This is a genomic window from Streptomyces sp. NPDC053048, assembly GCF_044547045.1.
GTDB lineage: Bacteria > Actinomycetota > Actinomycetes > Streptomycetales > Streptomycetaceae > Streptomyces.
On record NZ_JBITZS010000001.1, the window covers coordinates 434,646 to 460,747 of the forward strand.

26 protein-coding genes and 1 pseudogene are annotated in these 26,102 nt (G+C 71.7%); 14 read left to right on the top strand and 13 right to left on the bottom strand.

Going from position 1 to position 26,102, the window contains the following annotated elements; all coding sequences use genetic code 11:
• Positions 1-89 precede the first annotated feature (89 nt).
• From ACIG36_RS02150 to ACIG36_RS02160, 3 genes and pseudogenes are all read right to left on the bottom strand, one after another.
• Positions 90-593 (bottom strand): annotated as a pseudogene (locus tag ACIG36_RS02150) (GtrA family protein); the annotation flags it as partial.
• Positions 594-637: 44 nt separating this feature from the next.
• Positions 638-2,308: an ArnT family glycosyltransferase gene (locus ACIG36_RS02155; RefSeq protein WP_399920418.1), complete on the bottom strand. Its 1,671-nt coding sequence runs from the start codon at positions 2,306-2,308 to the stop codon at positions 638-640.
• Entirely contained in the window at positions 2,305-3,561 is a 1,257-nt protein-coding gene (locus ACIG36_RS02160) for a glycosyltransferase (RefSeq protein WP_399920422.1), read from the bottom strand. The genes ACIG36_RS02155 and ACIG36_RS02160 overlap by 4 nt, the downstream gene beginning before the upstream one ends.
• Before the next feature lie 204 nt (positions 3,562-3,765).
• Here ACIG36_RS02160 and ACIG36_RS02165 point away from each other — a divergent pair, with 204 nt between their 5' ends.
• The 3 genes from ACIG36_RS02165 (at position 3,766) to ACIG36_RS02175 (ending at position 5,649) form a co-directional block, all read left to right on the top strand.
• Entirely contained in the window at positions 3,766-4,296 is a 531-nt protein-coding gene (locus tag ACIG36_RS02165) for a hypothetical protein (protein ID WP_399920425.1), read from the top strand.
• An 83-nt stretch (positions 4,297-4,379) separates the two neighbouring features.
• Positions 4,380-4,736 carry a histidine triad nucleotide-binding protein gene (locus ACIG36_RS02170; protein WP_399922140.1) on the top strand — a complete coding sequence of 119 codons (357 nt, stop codon included), beginning with the start codon at positions 4,380-4,382 and terminating at the stop codon, positions 4,734-4,736.
• Between the two features lie 4 nt (positions 4,737-4,740).
• Entirely contained in the window at positions 4,741-5,649 is a 909-nt protein-coding gene (locus ACIG36_RS02175; RefSeq protein WP_399920428.1) for a ribonuclease Z, read from the top strand.
• A 76-nt stretch (positions 5,650-5,725) separates the two neighbouring features.
• Here the strand turns inward: ACIG36_RS02175 and ACIG36_RS02180 are convergent, their stop codons facing one another.
• Positions 5,726-6,526 carry an HAD family acid phosphatase gene (locus tag ACIG36_RS02180; protein WP_399920431.1) on the bottom strand — a complete coding sequence of 267 codons (801 nt, stop codon included), beginning with the start codon at positions 6,524-6,526 and terminating at the stop codon, positions 5,726-5,728.
• A gap of 161 nt (positions 6,527-6,687) precedes the next feature.
• Here ACIG36_RS02180 and ACIG36_RS02185 point away from each other — a divergent pair, with 161 nt between their 5' ends.
• Entirely contained in the window at positions 6,688-7,773 is a 1,086-nt protein-coding gene (locus ACIG36_RS02185; RefSeq protein WP_399922143.1) for an S-(hydroxymethyl)mycothiol dehydrogenase, read from the top strand.
• An 85-nt stretch (positions 7,774-7,858) separates the two neighbouring features.
• On the opposite strand, the gene ACIG36_RS02190 is transcribed toward ACIG36_RS02185, so the two are convergent.
• Entirely contained in the window at positions 7,859-8,752 is an 894-nt protein-coding gene (locus tag ACIG36_RS02190) for an NAD(P)-dependent oxidoreductase (RefSeq protein WP_399920434.1), read from the bottom strand.
• Positions 8,753-8,893: 141 nt separating this feature from the next.
• Between ACIG36_RS02190 and ACIG36_RS02195 the strand changes: the two genes are divergently transcribed.
• Both ACIG36_RS02195 and ACIG36_RS02200 read left to right on the top strand, forming a co-directional pair.
• Complete coding sequence (locus ACIG36_RS02195) at positions 8,894-9,250, top strand: winged helix-turn-helix transcriptional regulator (RefSeq protein WP_399920437.1); 357 nt, start codon at positions 8,894-8,896, stop codon at positions 9,248-9,250.
• A gap of 281 nt (positions 9,251-9,531) precedes the next feature.
• Positions 9,532-9,906 (top strand): hypothetical protein, encoded by a 375-nt coding sequence (locus ACIG36_RS02200; RefSeq protein WP_399920440.1) that lies wholly within the window; start codon positions 9,532-9,534, stop codon positions 9,904-9,906.
• Between the two features lie 164 nt (positions 9,907-10,070).
• Here ACIG36_RS02200 and ACIG36_RS02205 read toward each other — a convergent pair whose 3' ends face one another.
• From ACIG36_RS02205 to ACIG36_RS02225, 5 genes are all read right to left on the bottom strand, one after another.
• Positions 10,071-10,502 (bottom strand): DoxX family membrane protein, encoded by a 432-nt coding sequence (locus ACIG36_RS02205; RefSeq protein ID WP_399920443.1) that lies wholly within the window; start codon positions 10,500-10,502, stop codon positions 10,071-10,073.
• Between the two features lie 59 nt (positions 10,503-10,561).
• Positions 10,562-11,866: a hemolysin family protein gene (locus ACIG36_RS02210; RefSeq protein WP_399920446.1), complete on the bottom strand. Its 1,305-nt coding sequence runs from the start codon at positions 11,864-11,866 to the stop codon at positions 10,562-10,564.
• The gene (gene ybeY, locus ACIG36_RS02215; protein ID WP_399920449.1) at positions 11,863-12,360 is read right to left on the bottom strand and encodes an rRNA maturation RNase YbeY; all 498 of its coding nucleotides are present in this window, start codon (positions 12,358-12,360) and stop codon (positions 11,863-11,865) included. Before ybeY ends, ACIG36_RS02210 begins: the two co-directional genes overlap by 4 nt.
• Positions 12,361-12,374: 14 nt before the next feature.
• The gene (locus ACIG36_RS02220; protein WP_399920452.1) at positions 12,375-13,370 is read right to left on the bottom strand and encodes a PhoH family protein; all 996 of its coding nucleotides are present in this window, start codon (positions 13,368-13,370) and stop codon (positions 12,375-12,377) included.
• A 128-nt stretch (positions 13,371-13,498) separates the two neighbouring features.
• Positions 13,499-14,695 carry a carbohydrate kinase family protein gene (locus ACIG36_RS02225; protein ID WP_399920455.1) on the bottom strand — a complete coding sequence of 399 codons (1,197 nt, stop codon included), beginning with the start codon at positions 14,693-14,695 and terminating at the stop codon, positions 13,499-13,501.
• A 77-nt stretch (positions 14,696-14,772) separates the two neighbouring features.
• Between ACIG36_RS02225 and ACIG36_RS02230 the strand changes: the two genes are divergently transcribed.
• A complete protein-coding gene (locus tag ACIG36_RS02230) occupies positions 14,773-16,122 on the top strand; it encodes a 6-phospho-beta-glucosidase (RefSeq protein ID WP_399920458.1) in 1,350 nt (449 codons plus the stop codon).
• A gap of 65 nt (positions 16,123-16,187) precedes the next feature.
• Here the strand turns inward: ACIG36_RS02230 and ACIG36_RS02235 are convergent, their stop codons facing one another.
• Positions 16,188-17,636, bottom strand: coding sequence for an MFS transporter (locus tag ACIG36_RS02235; protein WP_399920461.1), 1,449 nt, complete (start codon positions 17,634-17,636; stop codon positions 16,188-16,190).
• A 46-nt stretch (positions 17,637-17,682) separates the two neighbouring features.
• Here ACIG36_RS02235 and ACIG36_RS02240 point away from each other — a divergent pair, with 46 nt between their 5' ends.
• From ACIG36_RS02240 to era, 3 genes are read left to right on the top strand one after another with little or no spacing between them, the layout of a single operon-like run.
• On the top strand, positions 17,683-18,597 hold the full coding sequence (locus ACIG36_RS02240; protein ID WP_399920464.1) for a helix-turn-helix transcriptional regulator: 915 nt from the start codon (positions 17,683-17,685) through the stop codon (positions 18,595-18,597).
• A 33-nt stretch (positions 18,598-18,630) separates the two neighbouring features.
• A complete protein-coding gene (locus ACIG36_RS02245; protein WP_399920466.1) occupies positions 18,631-18,978 on the top strand; it encodes a cytidine deaminase in 348 nt (115 codons plus the stop codon).
• Between the two features lie 45 nt (positions 18,979-19,023).
• Entirely contained in the window at positions 19,024-19,965 is a 942-nt protein-coding gene (gene era, locus ACIG36_RS02250) for a GTPase Era (RefSeq protein ID WP_399920469.1), read from the top strand.
• A 22-nt stretch (positions 19,966-19,987) separates the two neighbouring features.
• Here the strand turns inward: era and ACIG36_RS02255 are convergent, their stop codons facing one another.
• On the bottom strand, positions 19,988-20,260 hold the full coding sequence (locus ACIG36_RS02255) for a protealysin inhibitor emfourin (RefSeq protein WP_399920471.1): 273 nt from the start codon (positions 20,258-20,260) through the stop codon (positions 19,988-19,990).
• A gap of 38 nt (positions 20,261-20,298) precedes the next feature.
• Positions 20,299-21,372 carry a M4 family metallopeptidase gene (locus ACIG36_RS02260; protein WP_399920474.1) on the bottom strand — a complete coding sequence of 358 codons (1,074 nt, stop codon included), beginning with the start codon at positions 21,370-21,372 and terminating at the stop codon, positions 20,299-20,301.
• A gap of 314 nt (positions 21,373-21,686) precedes the next feature.
• Between ACIG36_RS02260 and leuA the strand changes: the two genes are divergently transcribed.
• From leuA to ACIG36_RS02280, 4 genes are all read left to right on the top strand, one after another.
• On the top strand, positions 21,687-23,459 hold the full coding sequence (gene leuA / locus ACIG36_RS02265; RefSeq protein ID WP_399920477.1) for a 2-isopropylmalate synthase: 1,773 nt from the start codon (positions 21,687-21,689) through the stop codon (positions 23,457-23,459).
• Between the two features lie 198 nt (positions 23,460-23,657).
• Complete coding sequence (locus ACIG36_RS02270) at positions 23,658-24,383, top strand: TerB family tellurite resistance protein (RefSeq protein ID WP_399922146.1); 726 nt, start codon at positions 23,658-23,660, stop codon at positions 24,381-24,383.
• A gap of 229 nt (positions 24,384-24,612) precedes the next feature.
• Entirely contained in the window at positions 24,613-25,242 is a 630-nt protein-coding gene (locus tag ACIG36_RS02275) for a DUF4956 domain-containing protein (RefSeq protein ID WP_399920480.1), read from the top strand.
• Positions 25,239-26,063, top strand: a complete 825-nt coding sequence (locus ACIG36_RS02280; RefSeq protein ID WP_399920483.1) for a polyphosphate polymerase domain-containing protein — start codon at positions 25,239-25,241, stop codon at positions 26,061-26,063. The genes ACIG36_RS02275 and ACIG36_RS02280 overlap by 4 nt, the downstream gene beginning before the upstream one ends.
• Positions 26,064-26,102: the final 39 nt, after the last annotated feature.

Sequence of the window (26,102 nt, forward strand, 5' to 3'; positions counted from 1 at the left end):
TGCCGCGCGAGTGCGTCGTCGCCGTCCGGCACGGCTGGTGCGTCTGCGTGCGGTCACGTTCAAGGGCATGCCATCACTTGTCCCTTCTGTCACGGCGGTGCCGTTCTGTCACGGCGGTGCCGTCCGCCGCGGCGGCTCCTGCCGGGGCGCGGGAGGTAGACCAGCGCCTCCGTGGCGGCGTAGCGCAGTACGAAGGTGGTCAGCAGGGCCAGCGCCGTCGCGGGCAGCACGCCCATGCCGAGGCCGCCGACGAACAGCGCGATCAGCGGGATGCGCAGCAGCAGGTCGGCGTTGGCCAGTGCCGCGACGCGCAGCAGCCGGTCCGGCCATCGGCGGTGGGCGCGGCGGTCGCGGAAGAGCACGGCCTCGGTGAGCAGGAAGTTCCATACGACGCCGAATTGGTTCGCCACGATTTCGGACGGCAGGTAGTGCAGGCCGGAGGCGGTCAGCAGTTTCAGGGCGAGCAGGTTCGGCAGGAAGCCGGTGAGCCCCACGGCACCGAAGACGATCACGCGGGTGAGGGGGGACGCGCTGTTCAGGGAGGTGGCGGCGGCCGGGCGGCGGCGACCGGCCGCCGCCGGGGGTAAGCCCTCGGCGGTCCCGGCCCTGCCTGCCTCCGTGGTGGTTCCGGTTCCGGTCACCGGCCCACCGCGTCCTCGGTCCGGGCCTCGCCCCGGCCCACCGCGCCCTCGACCCGCCGGATCTCGATGCGGTCCTCGCCCTCGCCGAAGACCGCCACCGGCTCGGAGTGCGCCAGCGCGGCCCGTACCAGCGGCAGCGTCACGGCGTCGCGCCGCACGGTGGGCGAGGCGACCACGTAGTCGACGTCGCGCCAGCCGCGCGGCATGGTCGCGGTGACCGCCGGGTCGAGGTCGGCCTTGTAGAACCAGACGGCCCCGGTGCCCGGCCGGTATCCGGCGTGCACCAGGTCGAGCCAGATGGCGTCGTCGGCCAGGACGCGGGTGCGCCCCGGATCGGCGACGTTGCCCTCGTCCGCCAGCCAGTCGGCGGCCGCGCGGTAGGGCGCGTTGGCGTCGGTCGTCAGGGCCGCGCGGTCGCCGTCGTACCAGCGGGGTACGACCAGCACCGCGGCCGTCGCGGCGAGCACCGCCACCGCCGTGCGGCGCACCGTACGCCCGCGGCCGCCCTCGCCGGGCCGGGCGCGCAGCAGGGCGCCGGTGACCGAGGCGGCCGCCCCGGCCAGGCACAGGGCGAGGAAGGGCAGCACCTGGATGACGTACATCGCGGGCAGGTAGCCCGTGGGCCGCAGCGCGACGAGCGCGAGGATCACCGTGGCGGTCGCGGGGCCCGCCAGTGCCCGCCCGGTGCGCGACCAGCGGGCGCCGGCCACCAGCACCACCGCCGCGGCCGTTCCGCACAGCGGCAGCACCCGGTCGTAGTACAGCCAGGAGTGCAGCACCCCGTGCGCGCCGGACCCGGCGTCGAGGACGAAGCCGGACCCCGGGCGGCTCATCTGGTACGTGATGCCGTCGATCAGCGAGACGTGCCCGGGGCCGGGGAACAGCTCGTGGTTGAGCAGCGCGAACAGCGGATAGGCCAGGCCGATCAGCCCGCAGGCCGTCACCGCGCCCGTCACGGCGAACTTGCGGGTGTCGCGGTGGCTGTGCCGCCACATGGTCAGCAGCAGGGCGGGCAGGACGACCAGCATCGTCTCCTTGGACAGCACGGCCACCGCCGCGGCCAGGCCCGCCCCGAAGTGGTGCCACAGATGGCGGCGCGGGGAGGCGGCCAGGCAGAAGGCCAGCAGGATCCACATCACCGCGATGTTGTCGAGGAAGATCTCCCGCTGCAGGACCACGGCCAGCGGGGAGAGCCCGAACAGGGCCATGCCCAGCCCCGCCGCCCACCGCCGCAGCCCCAGCCGCCGCCCCAGTACGTACACCAGCACCGCGCTCACCGCCGACACCAGCAGCATCGCGCAGCGCATGGGGGCGACCGACATCGTCTCGGGCGACAGGGCCGCCGGGATCCAGGTGACGAGCGCCAGCTGCAGCCAGCCCAGCGGCGGGTGGTCGTACCAGTAGGTGTAGTGGGCCAGGCCCCTGCCCTCCTGGACCGCCCACGCCTGCGCGAGATAGGTGCCCTCGTCGTCGCTGAGCGCCGGGAAGCCGGTGATGTTCCAGCCCTGCACCAGCAGGATCGCGGCCAGCAGCACGCCGCACACCACGAGGTCGGGGCGGGAGCGGCGCAGCCGCGGGACGGGCTCCGTGCGGGCCGTGGCGGCGGGCGGCGCGGCGACGGCCTCGGCCGGCGCCGACGCCGGCGCCGGGGGGAGGATGGCGGTCACGTGGTGACGTCCTCTCGGGTCAGATGCGCGCCGACGTGCCGGGTCAGCTCCCAGTCGCTCTGCCCCCGCTGCTCCCGCCAGACCGCGCGGACCGCGGCCCCGGCCAGCAGGAGCTGGTAGAAGGGGCCGCCGAGGACGAGCTTGAGGTAGTGGACGAAGCGGACGCGCAGCCCGTACTGCGTGCCGAAGTCGTGCAGACCGACGATCTCGAACACGAAGGTGACCAGCATGGTGACGGCCGGCAGGAAGGTCACCACGGCGACGCCCGCCGGGACGTCGAGGAAGAGGGCGACGGCGATGTTCAGCGGCACGATGACGCCGGTGAACGCCTGGAAGAAGGGCGTCATCAGGGTGTAGCGGGCGAGCATCCGCTGGGCGAGGGTGGGCAGCCGGCGCCAGTCGCGCTTGCGGTAGACCTGCAGGAAGCCCTGGTTCCAGCGGGTGCGCTGCTTGAGCAGGCTCACCAGCGTGCCGGGCGTCTCCTCGCGGGTGACCATCTCGGAGTCGTAGGCGACGACAACGCGCTTGCCCCGGCTGGAGAGCCGCACGCCCAGGTCGCAGTCCTCCGCCAGGCACTGCGGATCCCAGCCGCCGGCCTCGCGCAGGACGTCGGTGCGCACGAAGACGGTGTTGCCGCCCAGCGGAATGAAACCTTTCTCCGCGTGCAGGTGGAGGCGGCTGCGGAACCAGAAGAAGTACTCCAGGCAGTTGCGCAGGCTGTACCAGCTGGAGTGGAAGTTGATCAGCTGCACCCCGCCCTGGACCACGTCCGCGCCGGTGGCCCGGAAGGCGTGGTCGACGTGGGCCAGCAGCTCGGGGTGCACCTGGTCCTCGGCGTCGAAGACGCCCACGACCTGGCCCGCGCAGTGCGGCAGCGCGGTGTTGAGCGCCTTGGGCTTGTTCTTCTTCTCGTGGGTGTCGACGATGACCCGCACCCGGTCCGGGTCCGCGGCCGCCACCCTCTCGGCGACCTCGGTGGTCTCCGGGTCGTCGTGCCCGACGATGACGAGCACCTCGAAGCGGCCGTGCGTGGATTGCAGCAGCCGGGTGACGGTGTGCTCCAGGACCGCCTGTTCGTGCCGGGCGGGCACCAGCAGCGAGAAGGACAGGGCGCCGTCGCCGCTGGGCCGCTCGAAGCGGGTCGCCGCCAGGGTCTCGGGAGTGCGCCAGGCGTGCATCTGCCACCACAGTGTGAAGGCCGCCATCCAGAAGAGGGCGAGCGCCACCACACAGACGAACACGGATGTGAGCAAGAATCCCCCAACCCCCCGGCCCCCGGCCCCCGTCACGCGACTCCCCGGTCGCGTGTGTGTGCTCGGGGGAGAGAGTAAGGGGGGAAGGTGAAACTCAGGTGCGGAACCGATAAATCCTGTGTTTCCGAACGAACGTGGGGTTGATGAGCCCATGGCCCAGAGGCGTTCTTCCCCACGGAACGGGCCGGTGGGACACTCCCCGTCATGGGTGCGTTGAGGCGCGTACGTCCGGACCGGGCGCGGTACGCGGCCGGTGCCGCCGCCCTCGTCGGCGCGGCGGTCGTGGCCCTGACGGGCTGTGAGGCGACGGGGCTCGAGGCGTCGGCCGTGGCCGTCACCACGCAGAAGCTGGCCGCGGCCTCGCTCGACCACCAGGGCGCGAAGGCGGCCTGGCTCAACTGCAAGGGCAAGGCCGAGAACGGCGGCACGGACGCCGGTGGCGCCACCCATCCGGTGACCGTCGTCGGCGTCGACTGCGAGGGGCGCACCGAGCAGGGCAAGAAGATCATCGTCTTCGGGCGGGTCACCGGAATCACCGGCCAGGCCTGTGTGCGCGGCCTGCTCACCGCCAAGGTCGACGGGCGCACCGTGTTCTCGGTGAGCGTGCTCGGCGACTGCTCCCACACCGGTGGCGGAAAGCCGCCCGCCCCGCCGAAGCCCCCCTCGCCCCCGCACGGCCCCCACCCGGGCCCCTCGGCGAGCTGCACCGACAGGGCTCCCGTGCCGGGGAAGTGACGGACCGGACCGGGTCACCATGCCCGTGCGGACGGACCGGTAACATCCGGACCGTACGAGCCATGACCCGGGAGGAGCCACCGGTGGCGGGAGAACCGCAGGCCGACTGCCTGTTCTGCAAGATCGTCAAGGGGGAGGTGCCTGCGACGATCGTCAAGGAGACGGAGACCACCGTCGCCTTCCGCGACATCAACCCCCAGGCGCCCGTGCACTGCCTGGTGATCCCCAAGGTGCACTACGCGGACGCCGCCTCCCTCGCGGCCGCCGAGCCGGCGATCGCCGCCGACGTGCTGCGCGAGGCGGGCGAGGTCGCCCTCCAGGAGAATGGGGACAAGGGCTTCCGCATCGTCTTCAACACCGGCGCCGGCGCCGGGCAGACCGTCTTCCACGCGCACGCCCATGTCCTCGGCGGCCGCGGCTTCAACTGGCCCCCGGGGTAATCCCTTGTCCGTACGCGAACTCGTCGTCCTCGGCACCGCCAGCCAGGTGCCCACCCGGCACCGCAACCACAACGGCTACGTCCTGCTCTGGGACGGCGAAGGCCTGATGTTCGACCCCGGCGAGGGCACCCAGCGCCAGATGCTGCGCGCCGGGGTGGCCGCCCACGACCTGAACCGGATCTGCGTCACGCACTTCCACGGCGACCACTCGCTGGGCCTGGCCGGGGTCGTCCAGCGCGTCAACCTCGACCGGGTGCCGCACCCGGTCACCGCGCACTACCCGGCCAGCGGGCAGCGCTTCTTCAACCGGCTGCGGTACGCCACGGCCTACAAGGAGACGGTGAAGCTGGTCGAGGAGCCGGTGGCGGGCACCGGAGCGGTGCTGGCCCGCACCCCCTCGTACGTCCTGCAGGCGCGCCGCCTCTCGCACCCGGTGGAGTCCTACGGCTACCGCCTCATCGAGCCGGACGGGCGCCGGATGCTGCCCGAGCTGCTGGCGCGGCACGGCATCAGCGGGCCGGACATCGGCCGGCTGCAGCGCGAGGGCTCGGTCGGCGGGGTCACGCTGGACGAGGTGAGCGAGGTCCGGCGCGGGCAGCGCTTCGCGTTCGTGATGGACACCCGGCTGTGCGACGGCGTCCACGAGCTGGCCGAGGGCTGCGACATGCTCGTCATCGAGTCGACCTTCCTCGACGAGGACGAGCCGCTGGCCACCGACCACGGCCACCTGACGGCGGGTCAGGCCGGGCGGGTGGCCGCGGAGGCGGGCGTGCGGCACCTGGTGCTCACCCACTTCTCGCAGCGCTACGACGACCCGTCCGTCTTCGAGCGGCAGGCACGGGCGGCGGGCTTCGACGGTGAGCTGACCGTCGCCCGGGACCTGATGCGCGTGCCGGTGCCGAAGCGGCGCTGACGTCGGCCGTTTACGCGCCGCTGACGTCGGCCGTTTACGCGGCGCTGACGTCGGCGGCGCTTGACGCGGCGGTGACTCAGGGCAGGTAGTACATCGGGTTGGGGAGCTTGTAGGTGCGGTCGGCGTAGCCGCCCGCCAGGTCGCTGTACTGGTCGCCGAAGTTGGCGACGATGTCGTAGCCCTTGGACTCGATGTACTTGCGCGTGCCCGACTTGTACTCGACGGTCGTGCACTTCGCGCCGCACTCGAGGTAGGCGGGCGGGTTCTGCTTGTTCTTCAGGAAGAAGTGGTCGCGGTCGGCGACGGGCTTGTAGCCGACGTTCTTGAGGTTGCGGGCGCTCCACTCGCGCTGGTGCTCGCCACGGCCGGTGACGTAGAAGACCTCGATGCCCTTGGACTTGGCCCAGTTGACGAGCTTGGGCATGCCGAAGACGGCCGCCATGTCGGTCGACTTCAGGTAGGCGTCCTGCGACTCGGGCGTGAAGTGGAAGCCCACGCGCAGCTCGTAGTTGTAGGTCAGCAGGGTGGTGTCGTCCAGGTCGAGGACGATGGCAGGCTTCTTGCCGCCCTTGCGGTCCTGCGCCCGGTTCTCGACGACCTTCTCCAGCTGGGCCCTGGCCTTCTTCTCGATGCCGGCGACCTGCTTGGCGTAGTTGCTGTCCGGCGAGGCGTAGTGCTCGCCCGAGGCGTCGACCGTGTCGCCGTAGAAGGCCTTGATCTTGTCCTGGACCTGGGTGAGGTTGGGGATCTCCTTGTCCGTGCGGGGCACCGAGTGGTCGGCCGAGGCGGCGCCCGCGGTGTAGAGACCGGCGCCGACGGCCAGTGCGGCGGTGGCCGCGGCGATGCGCACGCGGACGGACTTGGGGGAGAGCGACACGTTCTGACTCCTGGATGACACGATGGGTGCAGCGCGAAGCTAAGGCGCCCCGTACGCGCCGGTCAAGGGTCCTCTACGCGCGGAGAAAGATCCTTGGGCGTACCGTGACCATGTCGGACCATGTCGGACAGACCAACGACGAGAAGGGTGGGGCGCAGACCATGGCGCAGGAAGTCCGCGGAGTCATCGCACCGGGGAAGAACGAGCCGGTACGGGTGGAGACGATCGTGGTACCGGACCCGGGCCCCGGCGAGGCCGTGGTGAAGGTCCAGGCGTGCGGCGTGTGCCACACCGACCTGCACTACAAGCAGGGCGGCATCAACGACGAATTCCCCTTCCTGCTGGGCCACGAGGCCGCCGGCATCGTCGAGGCCGTCGGCGAGGGCGTGAGCGAGGTGGCCCCCGGCGACTTCGTCGTCCTCAACTGGCGGGCCGTCTGCGGTCAGTGCCGCGCCTGTCTGCGGGGCCGCCCGCAGTACTGCTTCAACACGGACAACGCGAAGCAGAAGATGACGCTCAAGGACGGCACGGAGCTCTCGCCCGCCCTGGGTATCGGCGCCTTCGCCGAGAAGACGCTGGTCGCCGCCGGGCAGTGCACCAAGGTCGACCCGGCCGTCTCCCCGGCGGTCGCGGGCCTGCTCGGCTGCGGCGTGATGGCGGGCATCGGCGCCGCGATCAACACCGGCGGCGTGGGGCGCGGCGACTCCGTCGCCGTCATCGGCTGCGGCGGCGTCGGCGACGCGGCGATCGCGGGCTCCTGCCTGGCGGGCGCGGCCCGCATCATCGCCGTCGACATCGACGACCGCAAGCTGGAGACGGCACGCGGCATGGGCGCCACCCACACGGTCAACTCCCGTAACACGGACCCGGTGCAGGCCATCCGCGAGCTCACGGGCGGCTTCGGCGCGGACGTGGTCATCGAGGCGGTGGGCCGCCCCGAGACGTACGAGCAGGCGTTCTACGCCCGTGACCTGGCCGGCACGGTGGTCCTGGTGGGCGTGCCCACCCCGGAGATGAAGCTGGAGCTCCCCCTCCTCGACGTCTTCGGCCGCGGCGGCGCCCTCAAGTCCTCCTGGTACGGCGACTGCCTGCCCTCCCGCGACTTCCCGATGCTGGTCGACCTCCATCTGCAGGGCCGCCTCGACCTGGGCGCGTTCGTTACGGAGACCATCGGCCTCGACGACGTCGAGAAGGCGTTCGAGCGGATGCACGAGGGGGATGTGCTGCGGTCGGTGGTGGTCTTCTAGGGCGGGCGACCACGCCGTCGCGGCCGAGTGCCGGGCCGCCCCCGAGCTGCGCAGCGGCGCGGCTGGGGGCGGCCGCCCTGCGGACCTAGGAGATCCTCTGTCCCGGCTTCCGGAGCGTCTCGACGAGTGCCGCGATGCTGTGGTCACGGTGGCCGTCGGCGACGGCTCGTTCGAGGAGCGCGTGCATCGGCTCGTGCCAGGACACATCGATGCCGGCCTCCCGGGCGAGCTCGGGTACGTTGGCGATCCCCTGGTGGAAGATCCCGACGGTCGCGCGCGGCCGGGTGTAGTCGCCGCTGTCGATCTCATCGGCGATGGCCGGCAGTTCGGAAGCGATCATCTCCAGCCACTTGATGGTGAATCGCACCAACGTGTCGGCCTTCAGGCCGCGCGCCGTGACCAGTGCGGCTCCCTGGAAGAAGCCGAGGAGGGCGGGCAGCAGGAGCCCGCCCACGGCCTGCTCGTAGAGCGCGGCCAGATCCGGCTCGTCACCGAGGTGGACGGTGTCCCCTCCCAGCACCCGTAGTGTCGCCTCGTACGTGTCGAACACGGCTTTGTCGCCGCCGTAGTACAGGAGGGTGTCGGGCTTACCGACAGCCGGAGGCACATTCTTGACCGCGCCGCCCAGGAACCGCACTCCTCGCGCCTCCGCCCAGGCGGCCATCCGACGGGCACCGTCCGGCGTCCCGGTGTTGAGGGTGACCAACGCGCGCCCGGCCAAGGCGGCCGAGGCCGGTTCCAGGGCCTCGCGTGTGGCGTCGTGCGTGGTCAAGCAGGCGATGACCAGCGGCCCGGCGGCCACCGCTTCCCCGATCGTGGCGGCGTGACGCGCGCCCTTGGCGACGAGCGGTGCGGCCTTCTTCGCACTCCGGTTCCATACGGTCGTGGGGTGCCCCGCCCCGATGAACGCCTCGGCCAGCGCCGCACCCATCGCCCCCAGCCCGATGACGGTCACCGGCGTGAGGTCGTCTGCAGGCATGCTCAATGCTCAACTCCAGTCAGATCACGGACGATACGTCCGCTGCGGCCCGTTGCCGCTTCATGTTCCGACTGGCACAGATATTTCCTCAAGTACCGACTATTTTGACGGTACTTACACAGGGGTCAGTGGGGAGTGCCGATGAAGAAGAAGACCTTCACCTGCGGGTTCGACGCCGCCCTCGCCGTCGTCGGCGGCAAGTGGAAGATGCTGATCCTGTGGGCGCTCCATAGCGACGGCCCGCTGCGCTTCGGAGAGCTGCGGCGCGCGGTCGACGGCATCGGCGAGCGTGTCCTGATCAACCAGCTCAAGGAGATGGAAGCGAGTCAGTTGGTGCACCGCGAGGAGTACCACCAGGTGCCACCGAAGGTGGAGTACTCCTTGACCGAGTTCGGGGCATCGCTGCTGGACGCCCTCATGCCACTGGGCACGTGGGGGTCGGCCAACATGGAGCGCATCGTCTCGCTCGCCGCCTCCGAGCCCGCGAGCGACTCGTGATCACGTGGGTGGTCGGCCCCGACCGGGGCTTGTGAGTCGCCAGGGCGCGGTCTTTCACCACCGTGCGCCCTGTCACGGCCCTTCATTAATGTGACTATCGGAGCGCACACTTTCGGCCATGGGTCAGAGGCGCTGCTGGAGCGCAGGCCGCTGCGCAACCCTCTTCCGGTACAACGGCCTTCGCATGGATGTCCGGCGCCCACGTCCGTAAGAGCCCATGCTGCCCGGCCACGCCGTGTGGCCGGGGGGAGAGGATCACTCCGCCGAACCAAGGAGGTTCCATGTCCCGCACACTGTCCAGGATCGTGACGTCCGCTGCCGCAACAGGGTGCCTGGTCGCCGCCATGGTGGCCGTCCCCGCATCCGCCCCGGCAGCACCGTCCTGCCCCGCGACCGATGCCGTCTGCCAGTACAGCGGACTGGCCTTCACGGGCTCAACCGACATTGACCGGAACCCGTCGGTCAATACCTGTACACCGGTCAACTTCCCGGGGCCCGACACCGCCTTCGCCCACTCGGTCCGCAACAGGACCGCACATGTCCTCGTCGAGTTCCTCGACGACAACTGCACGGTCCCTGCAGGCGCCAGCGTGCAACCGTTCAGCGACCAGCCGGCCGGCAACTACGGCAGCTACCTGCTCGACTTCGCCGGCTGAGCACCCACTCGCATCCGACGGCGGTAACGCCCTGAGAAGACTCTCGCCTGCTACCCAGCAGGCAACGGCAGGGCCTCTCGATGGCTCAGGGTGCGATCCCATCGAGCCATGTCAGGAGGCCCTGCCTCGCGAGCGTGTGGTCCGGCCCCGCTGGGCCGGCCGTTTCACCCGCGAGCGCCCGTCCTCGTTCTCTCCCGCCGCCGCGGCCTGTCCGCCGCCGCGATCAGCAGGCCGCCCAGGATCGAGGCGTTCGCGAAGAAACCGATCCGGTGCTGTGCCCGCTTGGCCGGGTCGGTTTCCTTCCAGTACGCGTGGCCCGCCAGTGTCGTCGGTACCAGGCTGGCCGCCAGGGCAAGGGCGGAGAGTCTGGGGAGCCGGCCGAGGGCCAGCAGGGTGCCCGCGCCCACGTGGACGGCGCCGTTCAGACGGACCAGGGCCCGTGCGTCCCGTGGCAGCCACGGGACGCGGCGCGCGATGGCCAGGGCGACCGGGGCCGCCACGGGCGCCAGCATCTCGGGGTGCTGGATCGTCTGCACCCCGCTCGTGAGGAACGCCGACGCCAGCAACGGACGCGCGACACTTCTGACCACTGCCATTGCGCCTACGTTCCCGGCGGGCAGGCAATAAATTCCCCGTGCCGCTGCCATTCGCCCGGTCAGGCGGCGTCTTCCACCCTTACCGGCTCCACCAGCACCGTCACGATGCGGTTGCGGCGGCCGGCCGCCGCCTCGGCGGTCAGTCGCAGGGCCGACAGGGCCGGGTCCTTGCCCCGCTCCAGGAGCTCGACCTCGGCCGTCGCGCCCGCGATCGGCACCCGGCCCAGGGACTTGGCCAGCAGTCCGCCCACCGTCTCGACGTCCTCGTCGTCGAACTCCTCCAGGCCGTAGAGACGGCCCAGGTCGCCGATGTCGAGGCGGGCGGTGACCCGGTAGCGGTCGTCGCCGAGCTCCTCGACGGGCGGCAGCTCGCGGTCGTACTCGTCGGTGATCTCACCGACGATCTCCTCGAGGATGTCCTCGATGGTGACGATGCCGGCGGTGCCGCCGTACTCGTCGATGACGACCGCGCAGTGGTTGCGCTGCTGCTGCATCTCGCGCAGCAGATCGCCCGCGTTCTTGGTGTCGGGGACGAACACCGCGGGCCGCATGGCCGTGGAGACCAGCTCGGACTCGGCGTCACGGTTGATGTGCGTCTTGCGGACGAGGTCCTTGAGGTAGACCACGCCCACCACGTCGTCCTCGTTCTCGCCGGTCACCGGGATGCGGGAGAAGCCCGAGCGCAGCGCGAGGGTGAGTGCCTGGCGGATGGTCTTGCCGCGCTCGATGACGATCAGGTCGGTGCGCGGCACCATCACCTCGCGCACGAGCGTGTCGCCGAGCTCGAAGACGGAGTGGACCATGCGCCGCTCGTCGTCCTCGATCAGCGACTCCTTCTCGGCCAGGTCCACCATGGCCCGCAGCTCCGCCTCGGAGGCGAAGGGGCCCATGCGGAAGCCCCTGCCGGGGGTGAGGGCGTTGCCGATGAGGATCAGCAGCCGGGGCACGGGCCCCATGATCCGGGCGAGCGGCAGCAGGACGTACGCCGCGGCGGTGGCGGTGTTCAGCGGGTGCTGGCGGCCGATGGTGCGCGGGGAGACGCCGACGGCCACGTAGGAGACGAGGACCATCACGGCGATGGCGACCGTCAGCGCCTGCCAGGTGGAGTCGAACTCCTCCAGGCACACATAGGTGACGAAGACGCCCGCCGCCATCTCGCAGGCGACGCGCACCAGCAGCGCCACATTGAGGTAGCGGGTGGGGTCGGCGGCCACCGCCAGCAGCCGGGCGCTGCCCCGCCGCCCCAGCCGTACGGCCTCCTCCGCCCGGAACCGGGTGGTCCGGGCGAGGCCGGCCTCGGCGCAGGCGGCGAGCCAGGCGACGACGAGCAGCAGGACCGCGGCGGCGATCAGCTGGCCGGTCACGTGAACGTGGGAGCCGGGGAGGGCCCTTCGATGCCGCGCTCGGCGCGCCAGCCGTCGATGATCGCCGCCTGGAGGCCGAACATCTCGGCCTTCTCGTCGGGCTCCTCGTGGTCGTAGCCCAGGAGGTGCAGGACTCCGTGGACGGTCAGGAGCTGCAGCTCCTCGTCCATGGAGTGCCCGGTGGGCGCCTCCTGGCCCTGCTTCTTCGCCACCTCCGGGCACAGCACGATGTCGCCCAGGAGGCCCTGCGGAGGCTCCTCGTCGTCCTTGGCCGGCGGGCGCAGCTCGTCCATCGGGAAGGACATCACGTCGGTGGGCCCGGGGAGGTCCATCCACTGGATGTGGAGCTGCTCCATGGCATCGGCGTCGACAACGATGACCGAGAGTTCGGAGAGCGGGTGGATACGCATCCGGCTGAGGGCGTAGCGGGCGACCTCGAGGATCGCCTGCTCGTCGACCTCCGTGCCGGATTCGTTGTTGACGTCGATAGACATGGTGTTACCGGGGTTTACTTTCCGTTGCTGCGGCTGTCGTACTCTTCGTACGCGTCGACAATACGGCCGACCAGCTTGTGACGGACGACGTCCTGGCTGGTGAGCATCGAGAAGTGGACGTCCTCGACGCCGTCGAGGATCTCCCGGACCTGCCGCAGGCCGCTCTTGGTGCCGCCGGGGAGGTCGATCTGGGTGATGTCACCCGTGATCACGATCTTGGAGTCGAAGCCGAGCCGGGTGAGGAACATCTTCATCTGCTCGGGGTTCGTGTTCTGCGCCTCGTCGAGGATGATGAACGCGTCGTTGAGCGTCCGGCCGCGCATGTAGGCCAGCGGCGCGACCTCGATCGTCCCGGCGGCCATCAGGCGCGGGATGGAGTCGGGGTCGAGCATGTCGTGCAGGGCGTCGTAGAGCGGCCGCAGGTACGGGTCAATCTTCTCGTAGAGCGTGCCGGGCAGGAAGCCCAGCCGCTCGCCCGCCTCGACGGCCGGCCGGGTCAGGATGATCCGGTTGACCTGCTTGGACTGCAGGGCCTGGACCGCCTTGGCCATGGCCAGGTAGGTCTTTCCGGTACCGGCGGGGCCGATGCCGAAGACGACCGTGTGCTTGTCGATGGCGTCGACGTAGCGCTTCTGGTTGAGCGTCTTGGGGCGGATGGTGCGACCGCGGCTGGAGAGGATGTTCTGGGTGAGGACCTCGGCGGGGGTCTCCACCCCCTTCTCCTCGTCCCTGAGCATGGCGATCGAACGTTCCACCGCGTCCTCCGTCATCGGCGCACCCGTGCGGAGCACCAGCATCATCTCGGCGAACAGGCGCTGGACGAGAGCGACTTCCCGCTCGTCGCCCACCGCGCTGACTTCGTTGCCCCGTACGTGGATGTCCGTCGACGGGAAGGCTTTCTCGATCACGCGCAGGAGGCTGTCCCCGGAGCCGAGGACCGTCACCATCGGGTGCTTGGCCGGGACCGTGAACCTGGCGGTCGCCTGCGATCGTGTGGGTGTCTGAGTCATGGGCCGGCACTCAGGCCTGCTCATCCCCTCTTTCCTGCGTCCTGTATCCGAAGATCCTTGGAATACCAAGGGTACGACGGTGCCCCCTCGGTACCGAAGGCTTTTCCGGTCGCCCGGTACCGAAGGCCTCACGGTCGCCGGAACCCCAGCGTGGGCACCGCCCGGCGCAGTGGCCAGGGCCGGGTGGCGGCGGGCAGGACGTCGTCGAGGAAGGCGTAGCGGCGCAGGGTGGCCGCCGACTGGTCGTCGAAGGAGCGCACGTGCTGCCACCAGGCGGCGATCTCCACCCAGCCGGGCGCGGACAGCGACCCCCCGAATTCCTGGACGGACAGGGCGGCGGACAGCCCGGCGAAGGCGAGCCGGTCCGCCAGCGGCCACTCGGCGAGGGTGCCGGTGACGAAGCCCGCCACGAACACGTCCCCCGCGCCGGTGGGGTCCAGGGCCTCCACGAGGATGGCCGGCACCTCGGCGCTCTCCCCGGTGCGGCCGTCCACCGCGTACGCGCCGCGCTCGCCCATCGTGACCACGGCCAGCGGCACCTTGTCCGCCAGCGCCCGCGCGGCGGCGCGCGGGCAGTCGGTGCGGGTGTAGCGCATGGCCTCCTCGGCGTTGGGCAGGAAGGCCTCGCAGTGCTCGAGGTCGGCGAGGTCCGCCGGGTCCCAGCGGCCGGTCTCGTCCCAGCCCACGTCGGCGAAGATCCGGCTGCCGCGCCGGGCCGCCGTGGCGATCCACTCCTCCTGCTTGCCCGGCACCAGCAGGGCCACGCAGGCCCGCGCGGCGGGCGGGCACTCGGGGGCGGGCTCTCCGCCGGCTACCGCTGGGGGTGCCCCCACCGGCGGCGGGGCCTCGTGCCCGTGCGAGACCATCGTCCGCTCGCCCTCGTACGCCATCGAGACGGTGACGGGGGAGTGCCAGCCGGGCACCGTGCGCGACAGGCCCAGGTCGATGCCCTCGCCCCGCGAGAGGGCCTCCCAGCAGTACTCCCCGTACATGTCGTCGCCGAAGGCCGCCGCCAGCGAGGTGCGCAGGCCCAGCCGGGCCAGGGCGGTGGCCATGTTGGCGATGCCGCCGGGGCTGGAGCCCATGCCGCGCGCCCAGGACTCGGTACCGCGCACGGGCGCGGAGTCAAGGCCCGTGAAGATGATGTCGAGGAAAACCGTTCCCGTCAGATAGACGTCGGTCCGCGGATCACTCTCCGAACGAACCTCTGCGAGCGGGTCGAAAACCGGGGCCGCGCCCTCGTGGCGTTCGACGGGGATCTGCCCGCCGTGGCCGCCTGCCTGCGACGTGACGTGCGGTGTCGTGTGCGGTGAAGGGAACGGCATGCTCGCTCGTTGCTCCTCTCAGGGATGCACGGGTGCGGGTCCGGACAGTCTGCCCGATGCTGCGGTACGTTCCGGCCATGAGGCTGACGATTCTCGGCGGTGGCGGTTTCCGGGTGCCGTTGGTGCACCGGGCCCTGTTGGACGACGCCCGGCGTGACGCGCCGGGCCGCTGCACGGAACTCGTGCTCTACGACACCGATTCGACCCGTGCCAGAGTGATCGCCTCCGTACTGGCCACCCAGTCCGCCGGCGTGCGCGGCGCCCCGTCCGTGCGCATCGCCGACGACCTGGACCAGGCCTTGCGGGGCGCTGACTTCGTCTTCTCCGCGATCCGGGTGGGCGGCACCGCCGGCCGGGTCATGGACGAGCGGATCCCCCTCAGCGAGGGGGTGTTGGGTCAGGAGACGGTGGGCGCCGGCGGGGTGCTGTACGGGCTGCGCACGGTCCTGGTGGCACTGGACATCGCGGAGCGGGTGGCGGCGGTGGCCCCCGACGCGTGGGTCATCAACTTCACCAATCCGGCGGGGATGGTGACCGAGGCGATGTCCACTGTCCTGGGCGACCGGGTGATCGGCATCTGCGACTCCCCGGTCGGCCTGGTGCGGCGCGCCACCCGCGCGCTGGGCGGTGCCGACCCCGACCGGGTGACGTTCGACTACGTGGGGCTCAACCACCTCGGGTGGCTACGGACGTTGACGGTGGACGGGCGGGACCGGCTGCCGGAGCTGCTGGCGGACGAGCGGGCGCTGTCCTCCTTCGAGGAAGGCAGGCTCTTCGGCGCCGAGTGGCTGCGGGCCCTGGGCTCGCTGCCCAACGAATACCTGCACTACTACTACTTCCGCCGCGAGACCCTGCGCTCGGTGCAGGAGGCCGCCAAGACCCGCGGCGAATTCCTCGACCAGCAGCAGAGCGGCTTCTTCCGGGACGCGGCGGCCGCGCCGCACCGCTCGTACGAGCTGTGGGAGCGCACCCGGCTGCAGCGCGAGGTGACGTACATGGCCGAGAGCCGCGCCGCCAGCGGCGGCTGGCAGCGCGACACCTGCGACCTCGACGGGGGCGGCTACGACCGGGTGGCCCTGGCCCTGATGCGGGCCGTCGCCGCCGACGAGGGCGCGCGCCTGATCCTCAACGTCCGCAACGGCCTGACCGTGCCGGCCCTGGACCCCGAGGCCGTCATCGAAACGGTCTGCGTCGTGGACGCCCGCGGCGCGCACCCGGTGGCCGCCACGCGTCTGCGCGAGGACCAGCTGGGCCTGATGCTGCAGCTCAAGGCGGTCGAACGGGCCACGATCCAGGCCGCGGTCCACGAGGACCGCGACGCCGCGCTGCGCGCCCTGGCGCTGCACCCGCTGGTGGACTCCCCGGCGGTGGCGGCACGGATCCTGGCACGGGCGCAGGGGGCGAAATCGGCGGCCGCGGTGGGGTAGTGACGCTGAGGCAGCGGGCGGGCGGGCCGGGAACACGCGCCGGACCGCCCGCACCGCCCGCCCGGTCAGCGCGCCGCGCGCGCCCGCGCCCCCCGCAGCCCCACCGCCGTCAGCACGGCCACCACCGTCACCACCGCCGCGTCCGTGCCCAGGGCCAGCTTGATGCCGCCGAGGGTGGCGGACGCGAAGGACGAGCCGTCCTCGCGCAGATCGGCGACCTGGGCCGAGGCCAGGGCGCTCAGCAGGGGGATGCCGATCGTCATGCCGATCTGCTGCGAGCTGGTGACCAGGCCCGTCGCCAGGCCCTGCTCCGCGTCCGACAGGCCCGACGTCGCCGTCACCCCGTAGGCGACGATCGCCCACAGGTGGCCGACGCAGCCCAGCGAGACCGCGGCCAGGGCCAGCCACGCGCCCGAGGAGACGCCCAGGCCCAGCAGGGCGGCGGTGAAGACCGCCTGCACCACCAGGCCGGTCACCAGCGTGCGGGTCGCGCCCAGGCGGGCGATGACCCTGGGCGCCGTCATTCCCGCGACCGCCGCGAGGGCGCCCTGGACGCCGAAGACCAGGCCCGTGCGGAAGGCCGACAGCTCGAGCACCTCCTGCAGGTACAGGGTCAGCAGGAAGATCACCGTGCTCATCATCGCGAACGTCATCAGCCCCGCCAGGTTGCCCCACGCCACCGTGCGCCGCCGCAGCATCGGCAGGGAGACCAGCGGCTCGGCCGCCCGGGACTCCACGACGACGAACGCGACGAGCAGCACCGCCCCCGCCACCAGCGTCACCACCACGTCCGCGCCGCCGAAGCCGCGCTGCGCCGCCGTGGACAGCGCGTAGATCACGGCCAGCAGGCCGCCGGTGACCGTCACCGCGCCCGGCACGTCCAGCCGGGGCCGGTGGGCGGGGCGGGACTCGGTCAGCAGCCGGGGCGCGGCCAGCAGCACGCCCGCGCCGGCCACCGCCAGCAGCCCCATCGTCGAGCGCCAGCCCAGCGAGTCGGTCATCACGCCGCCGAGCACCATGCCGACGGTGTAGCCCAGAGACATCAGCGTGCCGCTGATGCCCAGCGCCCGGTCGCGCGCGGGGCCCTCGGCGAACGTCGTGGTCAGCAGGGACATCCCGGTCGGCACGATCACGGCCGCGCCCAGGCCCTGCAGCGCCCGTCCGGCGAGCAGGGACGCCGGGTTCCAAGCCAGCGTGGCCAGCACCGAGGCCACGGTGAACAGCGCGAGCCCCGTCAGGAACAGCCTGCGCCGCCCGTACAGGTCGGCGATCCGGCCGAAGAACAGCAGGAAGCCGCCCGACGGCAGCGCGAACGCCGTCACCGCCCACTGCAGGTCGGCCTGGCCCATGCCCAGGTCCCTGCCGAGGACGGGCAGCGCCACGTTGAGGATGGAGAAGTCGAGCGCGACGATGAACTGCGCGGCGCACAGCACCAGCAGGATCAGCTTCGCGCGGGGGGAGAGGGAGGGCGGGGTGGTACCGGGTTCGGCCCGGACGGGGGAGTCGATCGCCATGCGCACACCCTCCGCTCCACGGAACAACCGTGGGGAGTGAGTGCTTATGGTGGTGGTGACACCACCACGAGGGGGAGAGTTGAGCGTCAGGACTCGCCGGCGGCAGGAACTGCGGGACTTCTTGATGAGCCGTCGGGCCAGGGTGTCCCCGGCCGACGCGGGCCTGCCCGACGGCGGCGCCCGCCGCCGCACGCCGGGGCTGCGCCGCGAAGAGGTCGCGGTGCTCGCCGGAGTCGGCGCCTCCTGGTACCAGTGGCTCGAGCAGGGGCGCGAGATCACCGTCTCGCCGCAGGTGCTCGACGCGGTCGCCCGGGTGCTCAGGATGGACGGGCCGGAGCGCCGCCACCTGTACATCCTGGCCGGGCTCAACCCGCCGCTGCCGGAGTCCGCGCACGACCCGGAGTACCTGTGCGACGGGCTGCGCCGGCTGATCGACGGCTGGCTGCCCGCACCGGCGCACATCATGGACCCGTACTGGAACATGGTCAGCTACAACGAGGCCGCCGGGCACGTCATGGGCTTCCGCCCGGAGATCCGGCAGAACTGCCTGATCGACTTCTTCACCGACCCCGTCTACCGCTCGCGCGCCGCGAACTGGCACGAGAACGCCCCGCGCGTCGTCGCCACCTACCGCGCGGCCTGCTCGGAACGCCCCGACGACGAGGGCTTCAAGGAGATCGTGGCGGAGGTCTCCGCCGAGAGCCCGGAGTTCGCCGAGCTGTGGGCGCGCGGCGACGTACGTCCCGGCGGCCTGCTGGTCAAGGAGTTCGAGCACCCGCTGGTCGGCACCCTCCACCTGGAGAGCACCCAGCTGCGGGTGCCCGCCCGGCCGGACCTGACGATCGTGCTGCACAACCCGGTGCCCGGCACCGGCACGGCCGCCAAGGTGAGCTGGCTGAGCACGCCCGAGGGCCGGCGCGGCAGCATGTACTCGCTGGGCGGCCTGCTGGCATCCGGCTGAGGCCCGCCGGGGCGCCGCCCCTATGCTCCGGGTATGACGGATGCCCTGGACCCCGAAGACCGCAAGCTGATCACCCTCGCCCGCGCCGCCCGCGCCCGCAACGCCGTCGCCGAGGGCGCGGCCGTCCGCGACGAGACGGGCCGTACGTACGTCGCCGGTACCGTCGCCCTCGACTCGCTGCGGCTGAGCGCGCTGCGGACGGCCGTGGCGATGGCCGTGGCCAGCGGCGCGAAGTCCCTGGAGGCCGCGGCCGTGGTCTCCGAGGAGGACGCGGTCCCCGACGCCGACCGCGCGGCCGTACGGGATCTGGGCGGCCCGGACACCCCGGTGCTGCTCGCGGGCCCGGACGGCACGCCGGGTCCGGTCGTCACCGCGGGCTGAGGCCGCTGGTCGGCAGGGGCCGGACGATCGGGGAGAATATGAGGCATGGACAACGCCTCCTCCCCCTCCCAGGCCCCCCACCGCGCGGGCTTCGCGTGCTTCGTCGGCCGCCCCAACGCGGGCAAGTCGACCCTGACCAACGCACTGGTGGGGACCAAGGTCGCGATCACCTCCAACCGTCCGCAGACCACCCGGCACACCGTGCGCGGCATCGTCCACCGCCCGGACGCCCAGCTCGTCCTGGTGGACACCCCCGGTCTGCACAAGCCGCGCACCCTGCTGGGCGAGCGGCTCAACGACGTCGTACGGACCACCTGGGCCGAGGTCGACGTGATCGGCTTCTGCCTGCCGGCCGACCAGAAGATCGGTCCGGGCGACCGCTTCATCGCCGGTGAGCTGGCCGGGATCAAGAAGACGCCCAAGGTGGCCATCGTCACCAAGACCGACCTGGTCGACTCCAAGGCGCTCGCCGAGCAGCTGATCGCCATCCAGAAGCTGGGCCAGGAGCTCGGTATCGAGTGGGCGGAGATCATCCCGGTCTCGGCCGTGGGCGACAAGCAGGTCTCGCTGCTGGCCGACCTGCTGGTGCCGCTGCTGCCGGAGAGCCCCGCGCTCTACCCCGAGGGCGACCTCACCGACGAGCCCGAGCAGGTCATGGTCGCCGAGCTGATCCGCGAGGCCGCCCTGGAGGGCGTCCGGGACGAGCTGCCGCACTCCATCGCCGTCGTGGTCGAGGAGATGCTGCCGCGCGAGGACCGGCCCAAGGACAAGCCGCTGCTGGACATCCACGCCAACGTCTACATCGAGCGCCCCAGCCAGAAGGGCATCATCATCGGCCCCAAGGGCTCGCGCCTGAAGGAGGTCGGCATGAAGTCCCGCAAGCACATCGAGGCCCTGCTGGGCACGCCGGTCTACCTCGACCTGCACGTCAAGGTCGCCAAGGACTGGCAGCGCGACCCCAAGCAGCTGCGCAAGCTCGGATTCTGAGCGTCACGCCCCTTCTTCGGCGTCACGCCCCTTCTTTGAGGACCGTGCGGATCAGCTCCCGCTGGTCCTGGGTGAGGTGCGGGTCCGCGAGGTGCACCGAGCGGCCGTCCACGTCGATCTCGTAGTGGAAGCCGTCCGGCACCCCGCGGTGCCGGGGCGGGACGTCCCGGCCGGGCGCGAGCGCCCGGTGGGCCAGGGCCTCCAGATGCGTCGCGTCGGGCCGGCCGCACGTGTCCAGCTCGGCCCGGCGCTCGATGCCGGCGAAACCGCCGGTACGGGTGATGACGATACGCATGGCCTCATCCCTACCCCGCCGGACGGCGTCCACCGCCCCTACGAGGTGGCGACCCCCACCTGGCTCCACGCCTTGAGTACCGCCTGCACCTCGTCCCTCTCCCCGAACAGGGACCGGGCCGCCGCCACCGTCAGCCGGGCGAAGTCCGCGAACTGGGCGTCGTCGGCCAGCTCGCCGCCGGTCAGCGTGGCGTACCAGATCTTTCCGGCCCGCTCCCAGGCGTTGCCGCCCAGGGCGGTGGCCAGCAGGTAGAAGGCGTGGTTGGGGATGCCGGAATTGATGTGCACCCCGCCGTTGTCGCGGTTGGTGCGGACGTAGTCGTCCATGGTGGCGGGCTGCGGGTCCTTGCCGAGGACGTCGTCGTCGTACGCGGTGCCCGGGGCCTTCATGGAACGCAGGGCCGTGCCACTGTCCACGCCCGGCCCCAGCAGCCCGGCGCCGATCAGCCAGTCGGCCTGGTCGGCGGTCTGCCCCAGGGAGTGCTGCTTGATCAGCGCGCCGAAGACGTCGGCGACGGACTCGTTGAGCGCGCCCGACTGGCCGTAGTACTCCAGGTTCGCGGTGTGCTGGACGACGCCGTGGGTCAGCTCGTGGCCGATGACGTCCACGGGGATGGTGAAGTCGAGGAAGACGTCGCCGTCCCCGTCGCCGAAGACCATCTGCTCGCCGTCCCAGAAGGCGTTGCCGTACTTCTCGCCGTAGTGGACGCTGGCGTTCAGCGCCAGCCCGCTGCCGTCGATGGAGTCCCGGCCGTAGATCTTCGAGAAGAGGTCGTAGGTGGCGCCGAGGCCGGCGTAGGCGCGGTTGACCGTCGCGTCCTTGCCCGGCTCGTCGCCCTCGCCGCGCACCTTGGTGCCCGGCAGCGTCTCGCGGTGCCCCGCGTCGTAGATCGTGCGGCGCGGGGTGCCGGAGCCGGTGGCGGCCGAGGAGTCCGCGAAGGCCATGCGGCGCGAGGTGACGCGGCGGCGGGTGCGCAGGAAGCCGTCGTGCTCGAGGGTGCGACGGGCGGGCTCGTGGAAGAGGGGGTCCTCGGACTGGGCGAGTCTGTCGAGGACGTGCGGCGGAACGATGGTGCAGAAAACCGTCTTCTCTGACTTCTCTGATTCGTCCATGCGTGCAATCTGGCACCGGCCCCCGCCCCTGTCATGGGCCGTTACTGCGATTAACACAAACGAGTGGGCGGGTTCCTCTCCCGGCCCGGCCGGCAAGAGCACCCCGTCCCGCATGCTGGAACGCCCCTGCAACGCCTCCCGGGCCTCGCGTAGTGTGCTGCGCATCATGCGTGACGTGCTGCTTCTTCTTAGCCGCCGCGGCGAGGGCCTGCAGATCTAGGCCGACCCCCTCCCCGCGGAGTTCGGTGTTGCCCAGACGCCAGGAAAGAAGCCCGTCGGCCGTATCACGCGGATCACCGAGGAGCCCTCCGCAGATGTCTTCCCCGATCACCCCCTCCGTCGGCCGTCCCACGCCCGTCACCGCGGCCGGCGTCACCCAGCGGCCCTCCGGGATGCCGGTCCACAAGTACCGCCCGTACGACGCCGTGGACATCCCCGACCGGACCTGGCCGGACAACCGCGTCACCGCCGCCCCGCGCTGGCTGTCGACGGACCTGCGCGACGGCAACCAGGCACTGATCGACCCGATGTCGCCAGCCCGCAAGCGCGAGATGTTCGACCTGCTGGTGCGCATGGGCTACAAGGAGATCGAGGTCGGCTTCCCCTCCTCCGGGGCCACGGACTTCCAGTTCGTGCGCTCGATCATCGAGGAGGGCGCCATCCCCGAGGACGTGACGATCTCCGTCCTGACGCAGGCGCGCGAGGAGCTGATCGAGCGGACCGTGGAGTCGCTGCGCGGCGCGCACCGGGCCACGGTCCACCTCTACAACGCCACCGCCCCGGTCTTCCGGCGGGTGGTCTTCCGCGGCTCGCGCGAGCAGGTCAAGCAGATCGCGGTGGACGGCACCCGGCTGGTGATGGAGTACGCCGACAAGATCCTCGGTGACGACACCGTCTTCGGCTACCAGTACAGTCCGGAGATCTTCACCGACACCGAGCTGGACTTCGCGCTGGAGGTCTGCGAGGGCGTCATGGACGTCTGGCAGCCCGAGGCCGGCCGCGAGATCATCCTGAACCTGCCGGCGACCGTCGAGCGGTCCACCCCCTCCACCCACGCCGACCGCTTCGAGTGGATGTCGCGCAACCTCTCCCGGCGCGAGCACATCTGCCTGTCGGTGCACCCGCACAACGACCGGGGCACCGCCGTCGCCGCCGCCGAGCTGGCGATCATGGCGGGCGCGGACCGCATCGAGGGCTGCCTGTTCGGCCAGGGCGAGCGGACCGGCAACGTCGACCTGGTCACCCTGGGCATGAACCTCTTCTCCCAGGGCGTCGACCCGCAGATCGACTTCTCGCAGATCGACGAGGTCCGCCGCACCGCCGAGTACTGCAACCAGATGGAAGTCCACCCGCGCCACCCGTACGCGGGCGACCTGGTCTACACCGCCTTCTCCGGCTCCCACCAGGACGCCATCAAGAAGGGCTTCGAGGCGATGGAGGCCCAGGCGGCCGCCGCCGGGAAGACCGTCGACGACATCGAGTGGGCCGTCCCCTACCTGCCCATCGACCCCAAGGACGTCGGCCGGTCGTACGAGGCGGTCATCCGCGTCAACTCGCAGTCCGGCAAGGGCGGCATCGCCTACGTCCTGAAGAACGACCACAAGCTGGACCTGCCGCGCCGGATGCAGATCGAGTTCTCGAGGATCATCCAGAGCAAGACCGACGCCGAGGGCGGCGAGGTCACCCCGCAGGAGATCTGGTCCGTCTTCCAGGACGAGTACCTGCCCATGGCCGGCAACCCGTGGGGCCGGATCGCCCTGCGCACCGCCCACACCTCCACCAGCGGCGAGGGCATCGACGCGCTGACCGTCGAGGCGGTCGTGGACGGCCGGGAGACGGTGCTGACGGGTACCGGCAACGGCCCGATCTCCGCGTTCTTCGACGCGCTGGGCGCCGTCGGGGTCGACGCCAGGCTGCTGGACTACACCGAGCACACCATGAGCGAGGGCGCCAGCGCCCAGGCCGCCTCGTACATCGAGTGCGTGATCGACGGCCAGGTGCTGTGGGGCATCGGCATCGACCCCAACACCACCCGTGCCTCGATCAAGGCCGTCGTGTCGGCGGTGAACCGGGCGTACCGCGGCTGACGCCGGGCGGCCCCGGTCGTCGGACGGTCCGTCCGTCAACGTCGCGCCACCGAAAACACCGCATCCGGTGGGCCCGGTGGCGCGTACGGCGGCCGGGTGCCGCGATGTACCGGACGAGGTACTGACGCCGCATCAAGGATGTGGCTAACATCACGTCAACGCGGCGACGAGGCCGTGGCGTTATGGAGGTGCGCCGTGATGCACGCGCAAGGCCGACACAGCCCGGACCGGTGTGTGGTGGGCGTACGCACCGTTTGGCGCACCGTCGGAGACGGCGACTTCTTCTGCCCCGGCTGCGGCGGCGACCGCAACTACCACCGCCGCACGGGCCGCCGGCGGCTCGTCGCCTTCGGGGTGCCGCTGCTGCCGCGCGGCCCGGTGGGGCCGATCGTCGAATGCACCGCCTGCCGGGGCCGGTTCGCCATGGACGTCCTCGACCACCCCACCACGACCCGTTTCTCGGCGATGCTGCGCGACGCCGTGCACACGGTGGCCCTGGCGGTGCTGGCCGCCGGGGGCACGGAGGCCCGTACGGTGCGCCGGGCGGCGGTCGGCGCGGTGCGGGCGGCGGGCTTCGCCGACTGCAGCGAGGAGCAGCTGGTCACACTGATCGAGGCGCTCGCCGCCGACACCGGGCGGCTGCCGGGGCGGTACGCGGGCCCGCCGGGCGGGGTGGGCCGCGACGGCTTCGACGCGTGCGGGACGGCGCTGGCCATCGAGCTGCACGAGGCCCTGGAGCCGCTGGCTCCGCACCTGGCCCCGGCGGGCCGGGAGTCGATCCTGCTGCAGGGGGCCCGCATCGCGCTCGCGGACGGTCCGTACCGGCCCGCCGAGCGCGAGGTACTGGCCACGGTGGGGCGGGCGCTGCTGCTGTGTCCCGAGGACACCGACCGGCTGCTGGCGGCCGCCCGGACGCCCTCGTGAGGCAGGCGTCGGCTCGTTCCTAGGGCGGGCGTCAGGCCGTTCGTGAGGCGGGCGTCCGGGCGCGGTCGCGTCCGCGCAAGACCGCGGATTGCGACGTGATCCCCCCGGTTCCGGCCATGACGTGCTCACGTTCGTCAAGGAATTGCATTGTTTCCCCGGCGGACACCCTCAGTTCATCCACAGTTTCCTCAGAATCTGTGATCGTCCGATCGCACAGAGAGAGGAAGCGATGGAAACCGTGCGTCACCTCGCCGCGCACCTGGGCCTCGACCTGGCCGCCGTGTGCCTGCTGACCTTCGCGATCTACTACCCGCGGCACCGGCGACGCGACCTCGTCCCCGCCTACCTCGCCCTGAACGTCGCGCTCTTCACCGTGGTCGCGGCCCTCGCCGAGGTCGGCGGCAACGGCGGCCTCGCCCTCGGGTTCGGCCTCTTCGGCGTACTGTCGATCATCAGGCTCCGCTCGGACGCCGTCCAGCACGAAGAGGTCGCCTACTACTTCACCACCCTGGTCCTCGGCCTGGTCTGCGGCCTGCCGCACCTCGCCATCGGCCTCGCCGCCGCCCTCAGCGCGATACTCCTGCTCGTGGTCTACGCCGCCGACCACCCCCGGCTGTTCGCCCGCGCCCGGCGCACCGTCGTCACCCTCGACACCGTGCACGCCGACCCCGCCGACCTGCGCGCCGACCTCGCGCGGCGGCTCGGCGAGCCGATGAACTGGACGGTCATGGAGATCGACTACGTCCGCGACCTGACGGTCGTCGACGTGCGCTACCGCGAGCCCCGGCCGGGCACCGTCCGGCAGGGCGCCGGCGAGCGGGCCACGGTCCAGGGCGCGCCCGCCTGGGAGACGGTGTGAGCGCCCCGGTCCTCGCCGGCGCGGCGGCGGCCGGAGCCGTCGAGGAGGCCGCCGCCGCGGCCCTGCCCATCCCGCTGGCCGAGGTGAACGCCCGCGCCGAACTGCTCACCCGCTTCGACCGCAGCTACCTCGTCCCCGCCCCCGCCTTCCACCGGCTCGCCGCCCGCCTCACCGACCCCCGCCGTCCCGGCGGCCCCTTCCGTGCCCTGACCATCGGCGACCGCCGCGTCTTCGGCTACCACTCCGTGTACTACGACACCCCCGGCCTGCGCTCCTTCCACGACCACCGCCAGGGCCGTCGGCTGCGCTTCAAGATCCGCGAGCGGGTGTACCAGGACTCGGGCGAGAGACAGTTCGAGATCAAGCTCAAGGGCCGGCGCGGCGACACCGTCAAGCACCGCCGCCCCCTGACCGGCGGCGACACCCCGCTGGACGCCCCCTACCGCGTTTTCCTCGCGGACACCCTGCGCGAGGCCTACGGCATCGACGCCCCCGGCGCGCTCGCCCCCTCCCTGAGCACGGACTACCGGCGGGCCACCTTCGTGGCCGACGGCGAACGCATCACCTGCGACACCGGCCTCCTGTGCACCGACCTGCGCACCGGACGCACCGCGCGCTGCGCCGACGGCCTCGTCCTGGTGGAGACCAAGAGCGCGGGCCACCTGACCGAGGCGGACCTGCTGCTGCACGCGTACGGGCTGCGGCCCGCCGTCTTCACCAAGTACTGCGCCGCCTACGCGGCCCTGCGGCCCGCCCTCCCCGCCAACCGATGGCGCCGCGCCGCCCGCCACGCGTTCCGGAGGGACGCCGGACAGCCCTGATCCCGGGCCTTCGGCACACCCGCGCGTACGGGAGAATGC

Excerpts from the sequence above, each read along its gene's own strand:
- ACIG36_RS02255 (WP_399920471.1), bottom strand. The coding sequence starts at position 20,260 with ATGCGTATCGTCATCACCCGTACCGGCGGTTTCGCCGGCATCGAGCGC.
- ACIG36_RS02185 (WP_399922143.1), top strand. The coding sequence starts at position 6,688 with ATGGCGCAGGAAGTCCGCGGAGTCATCGCACCGGGGAAGAACGAGCCG.
- ACIG36_RS02260 (WP_399920474.1), bottom strand. The coding sequence starts at position 21,372 with ATGGACGAATCAGAGAAGTCAGAGAAGACGGTTTTCTGCACCATCGTT.
- ACIG36_RS02235 (WP_399920461.1), bottom strand. The coding sequence starts at position 17,636 with ATGGCGATCGACTCCCCCGTCCGGGCCGAACCCGGTACCACCCCGCCC.
- ACIG36_RS02205 (WP_399920443.1), bottom strand. The coding sequence starts at position 10,502 with ATGGCAGTGGTCAGAAGTGTCGCGCGTCCGTTGCTGGCGTCGGCGTTC.
- ACIG36_RS02245 (WP_399920466.1), top strand. The coding sequence starts at position 18,631 with ATGACGGATGCCCTGGACCCCGAAGACCGCAAGCTGATCACCCTCGCC.
- ACIG36_RS02165 (WP_399920425.1), top strand. The coding sequence starts at position 3,766 with ATGGGTGCGTTGAGGCGCGTACGTCCGGACCGGGCGCGGTACGCGGCC.
- ACIG36_RS02200 (WP_399920440.1), top strand. The coding sequence starts at position 9,532 with ATGTCCCGCACACTGTCCAGGATCGTGACGTCCGCTGCCGCAACAGGG.
- leuA (WP_399920477.1), top strand. The coding sequence starts at position 21,687 with ATGTCTTCCCCGATCACCCCCTCCGTCGGCCGTCCCACGCCCGTCACC.
- ACIG36_RS02270 (WP_399922146.1), top strand. The coding sequence starts at position 23,658 with ATGCACGCGCAAGGCCGACACAGCCCGGACCGGTGTGTGGTGGGCGTA.
- ACIG36_RS02225 (WP_399920455.1), bottom strand. The coding sequence starts at position 14,695 with ATGCCGTTCCCTTCACCGCACACGACACCGCACGTCACGTCGCAGGCA.
- ACIG36_RS02275 (WP_399920480.1), top strand. The coding sequence starts at position 24,613 with ATGGAAACCGTGCGTCACCTCGCCGCGCACCTGGGCCTCGACCTGGCC.
- ACIG36_RS02220 (WP_399920452.1), bottom strand. The coding sequence starts at position 13,370 with ATGACTCAGACACCCACACGATCGCAGGCGACCGCCAGGTTCACGGTC.
- ACIG36_RS02230 (WP_399920458.1), top strand. The coding sequence starts at position 14,773 with ATGAGGCTGACGATTCTCGGCGGTGGCGGTTTCCGGGTGCCGTTGGTG.
- ACIG36_RS02190 (WP_399920434.1), bottom strand. The coding sequence starts at position 8,752 with ATGCCTGCAGACGACCTCACGCCGGTGACCGTCATCGGGCTGGGGGCG.
- ACIG36_RS02195 (WP_399920437.1), top strand. The coding sequence starts at position 8,894 with ATGAAGAAGAAGACCTTCACCTGCGGGTTCGACGCCGCCCTCGCCGTC.
- ACIG36_RS02240 (WP_399920464.1), top strand. The coding sequence starts at position 17,683 with ATGGTGGTGGTGACACCACCACGAGGGGGAGAGTTGAGCGTCAGGACT.
- era (WP_399920469.1), top strand. The coding sequence starts at position 19,024 with ATGGACAACGCCTCCTCCCCCTCCCAGGCCCCCCACCGCGCGGGCTTC.
- ybeY (WP_399920449.1), bottom strand. The coding sequence starts at position 12,360 with ATGTCTATCGACGTCAACAACGAATCCGGCACGGAGGTCGACGAGCAG.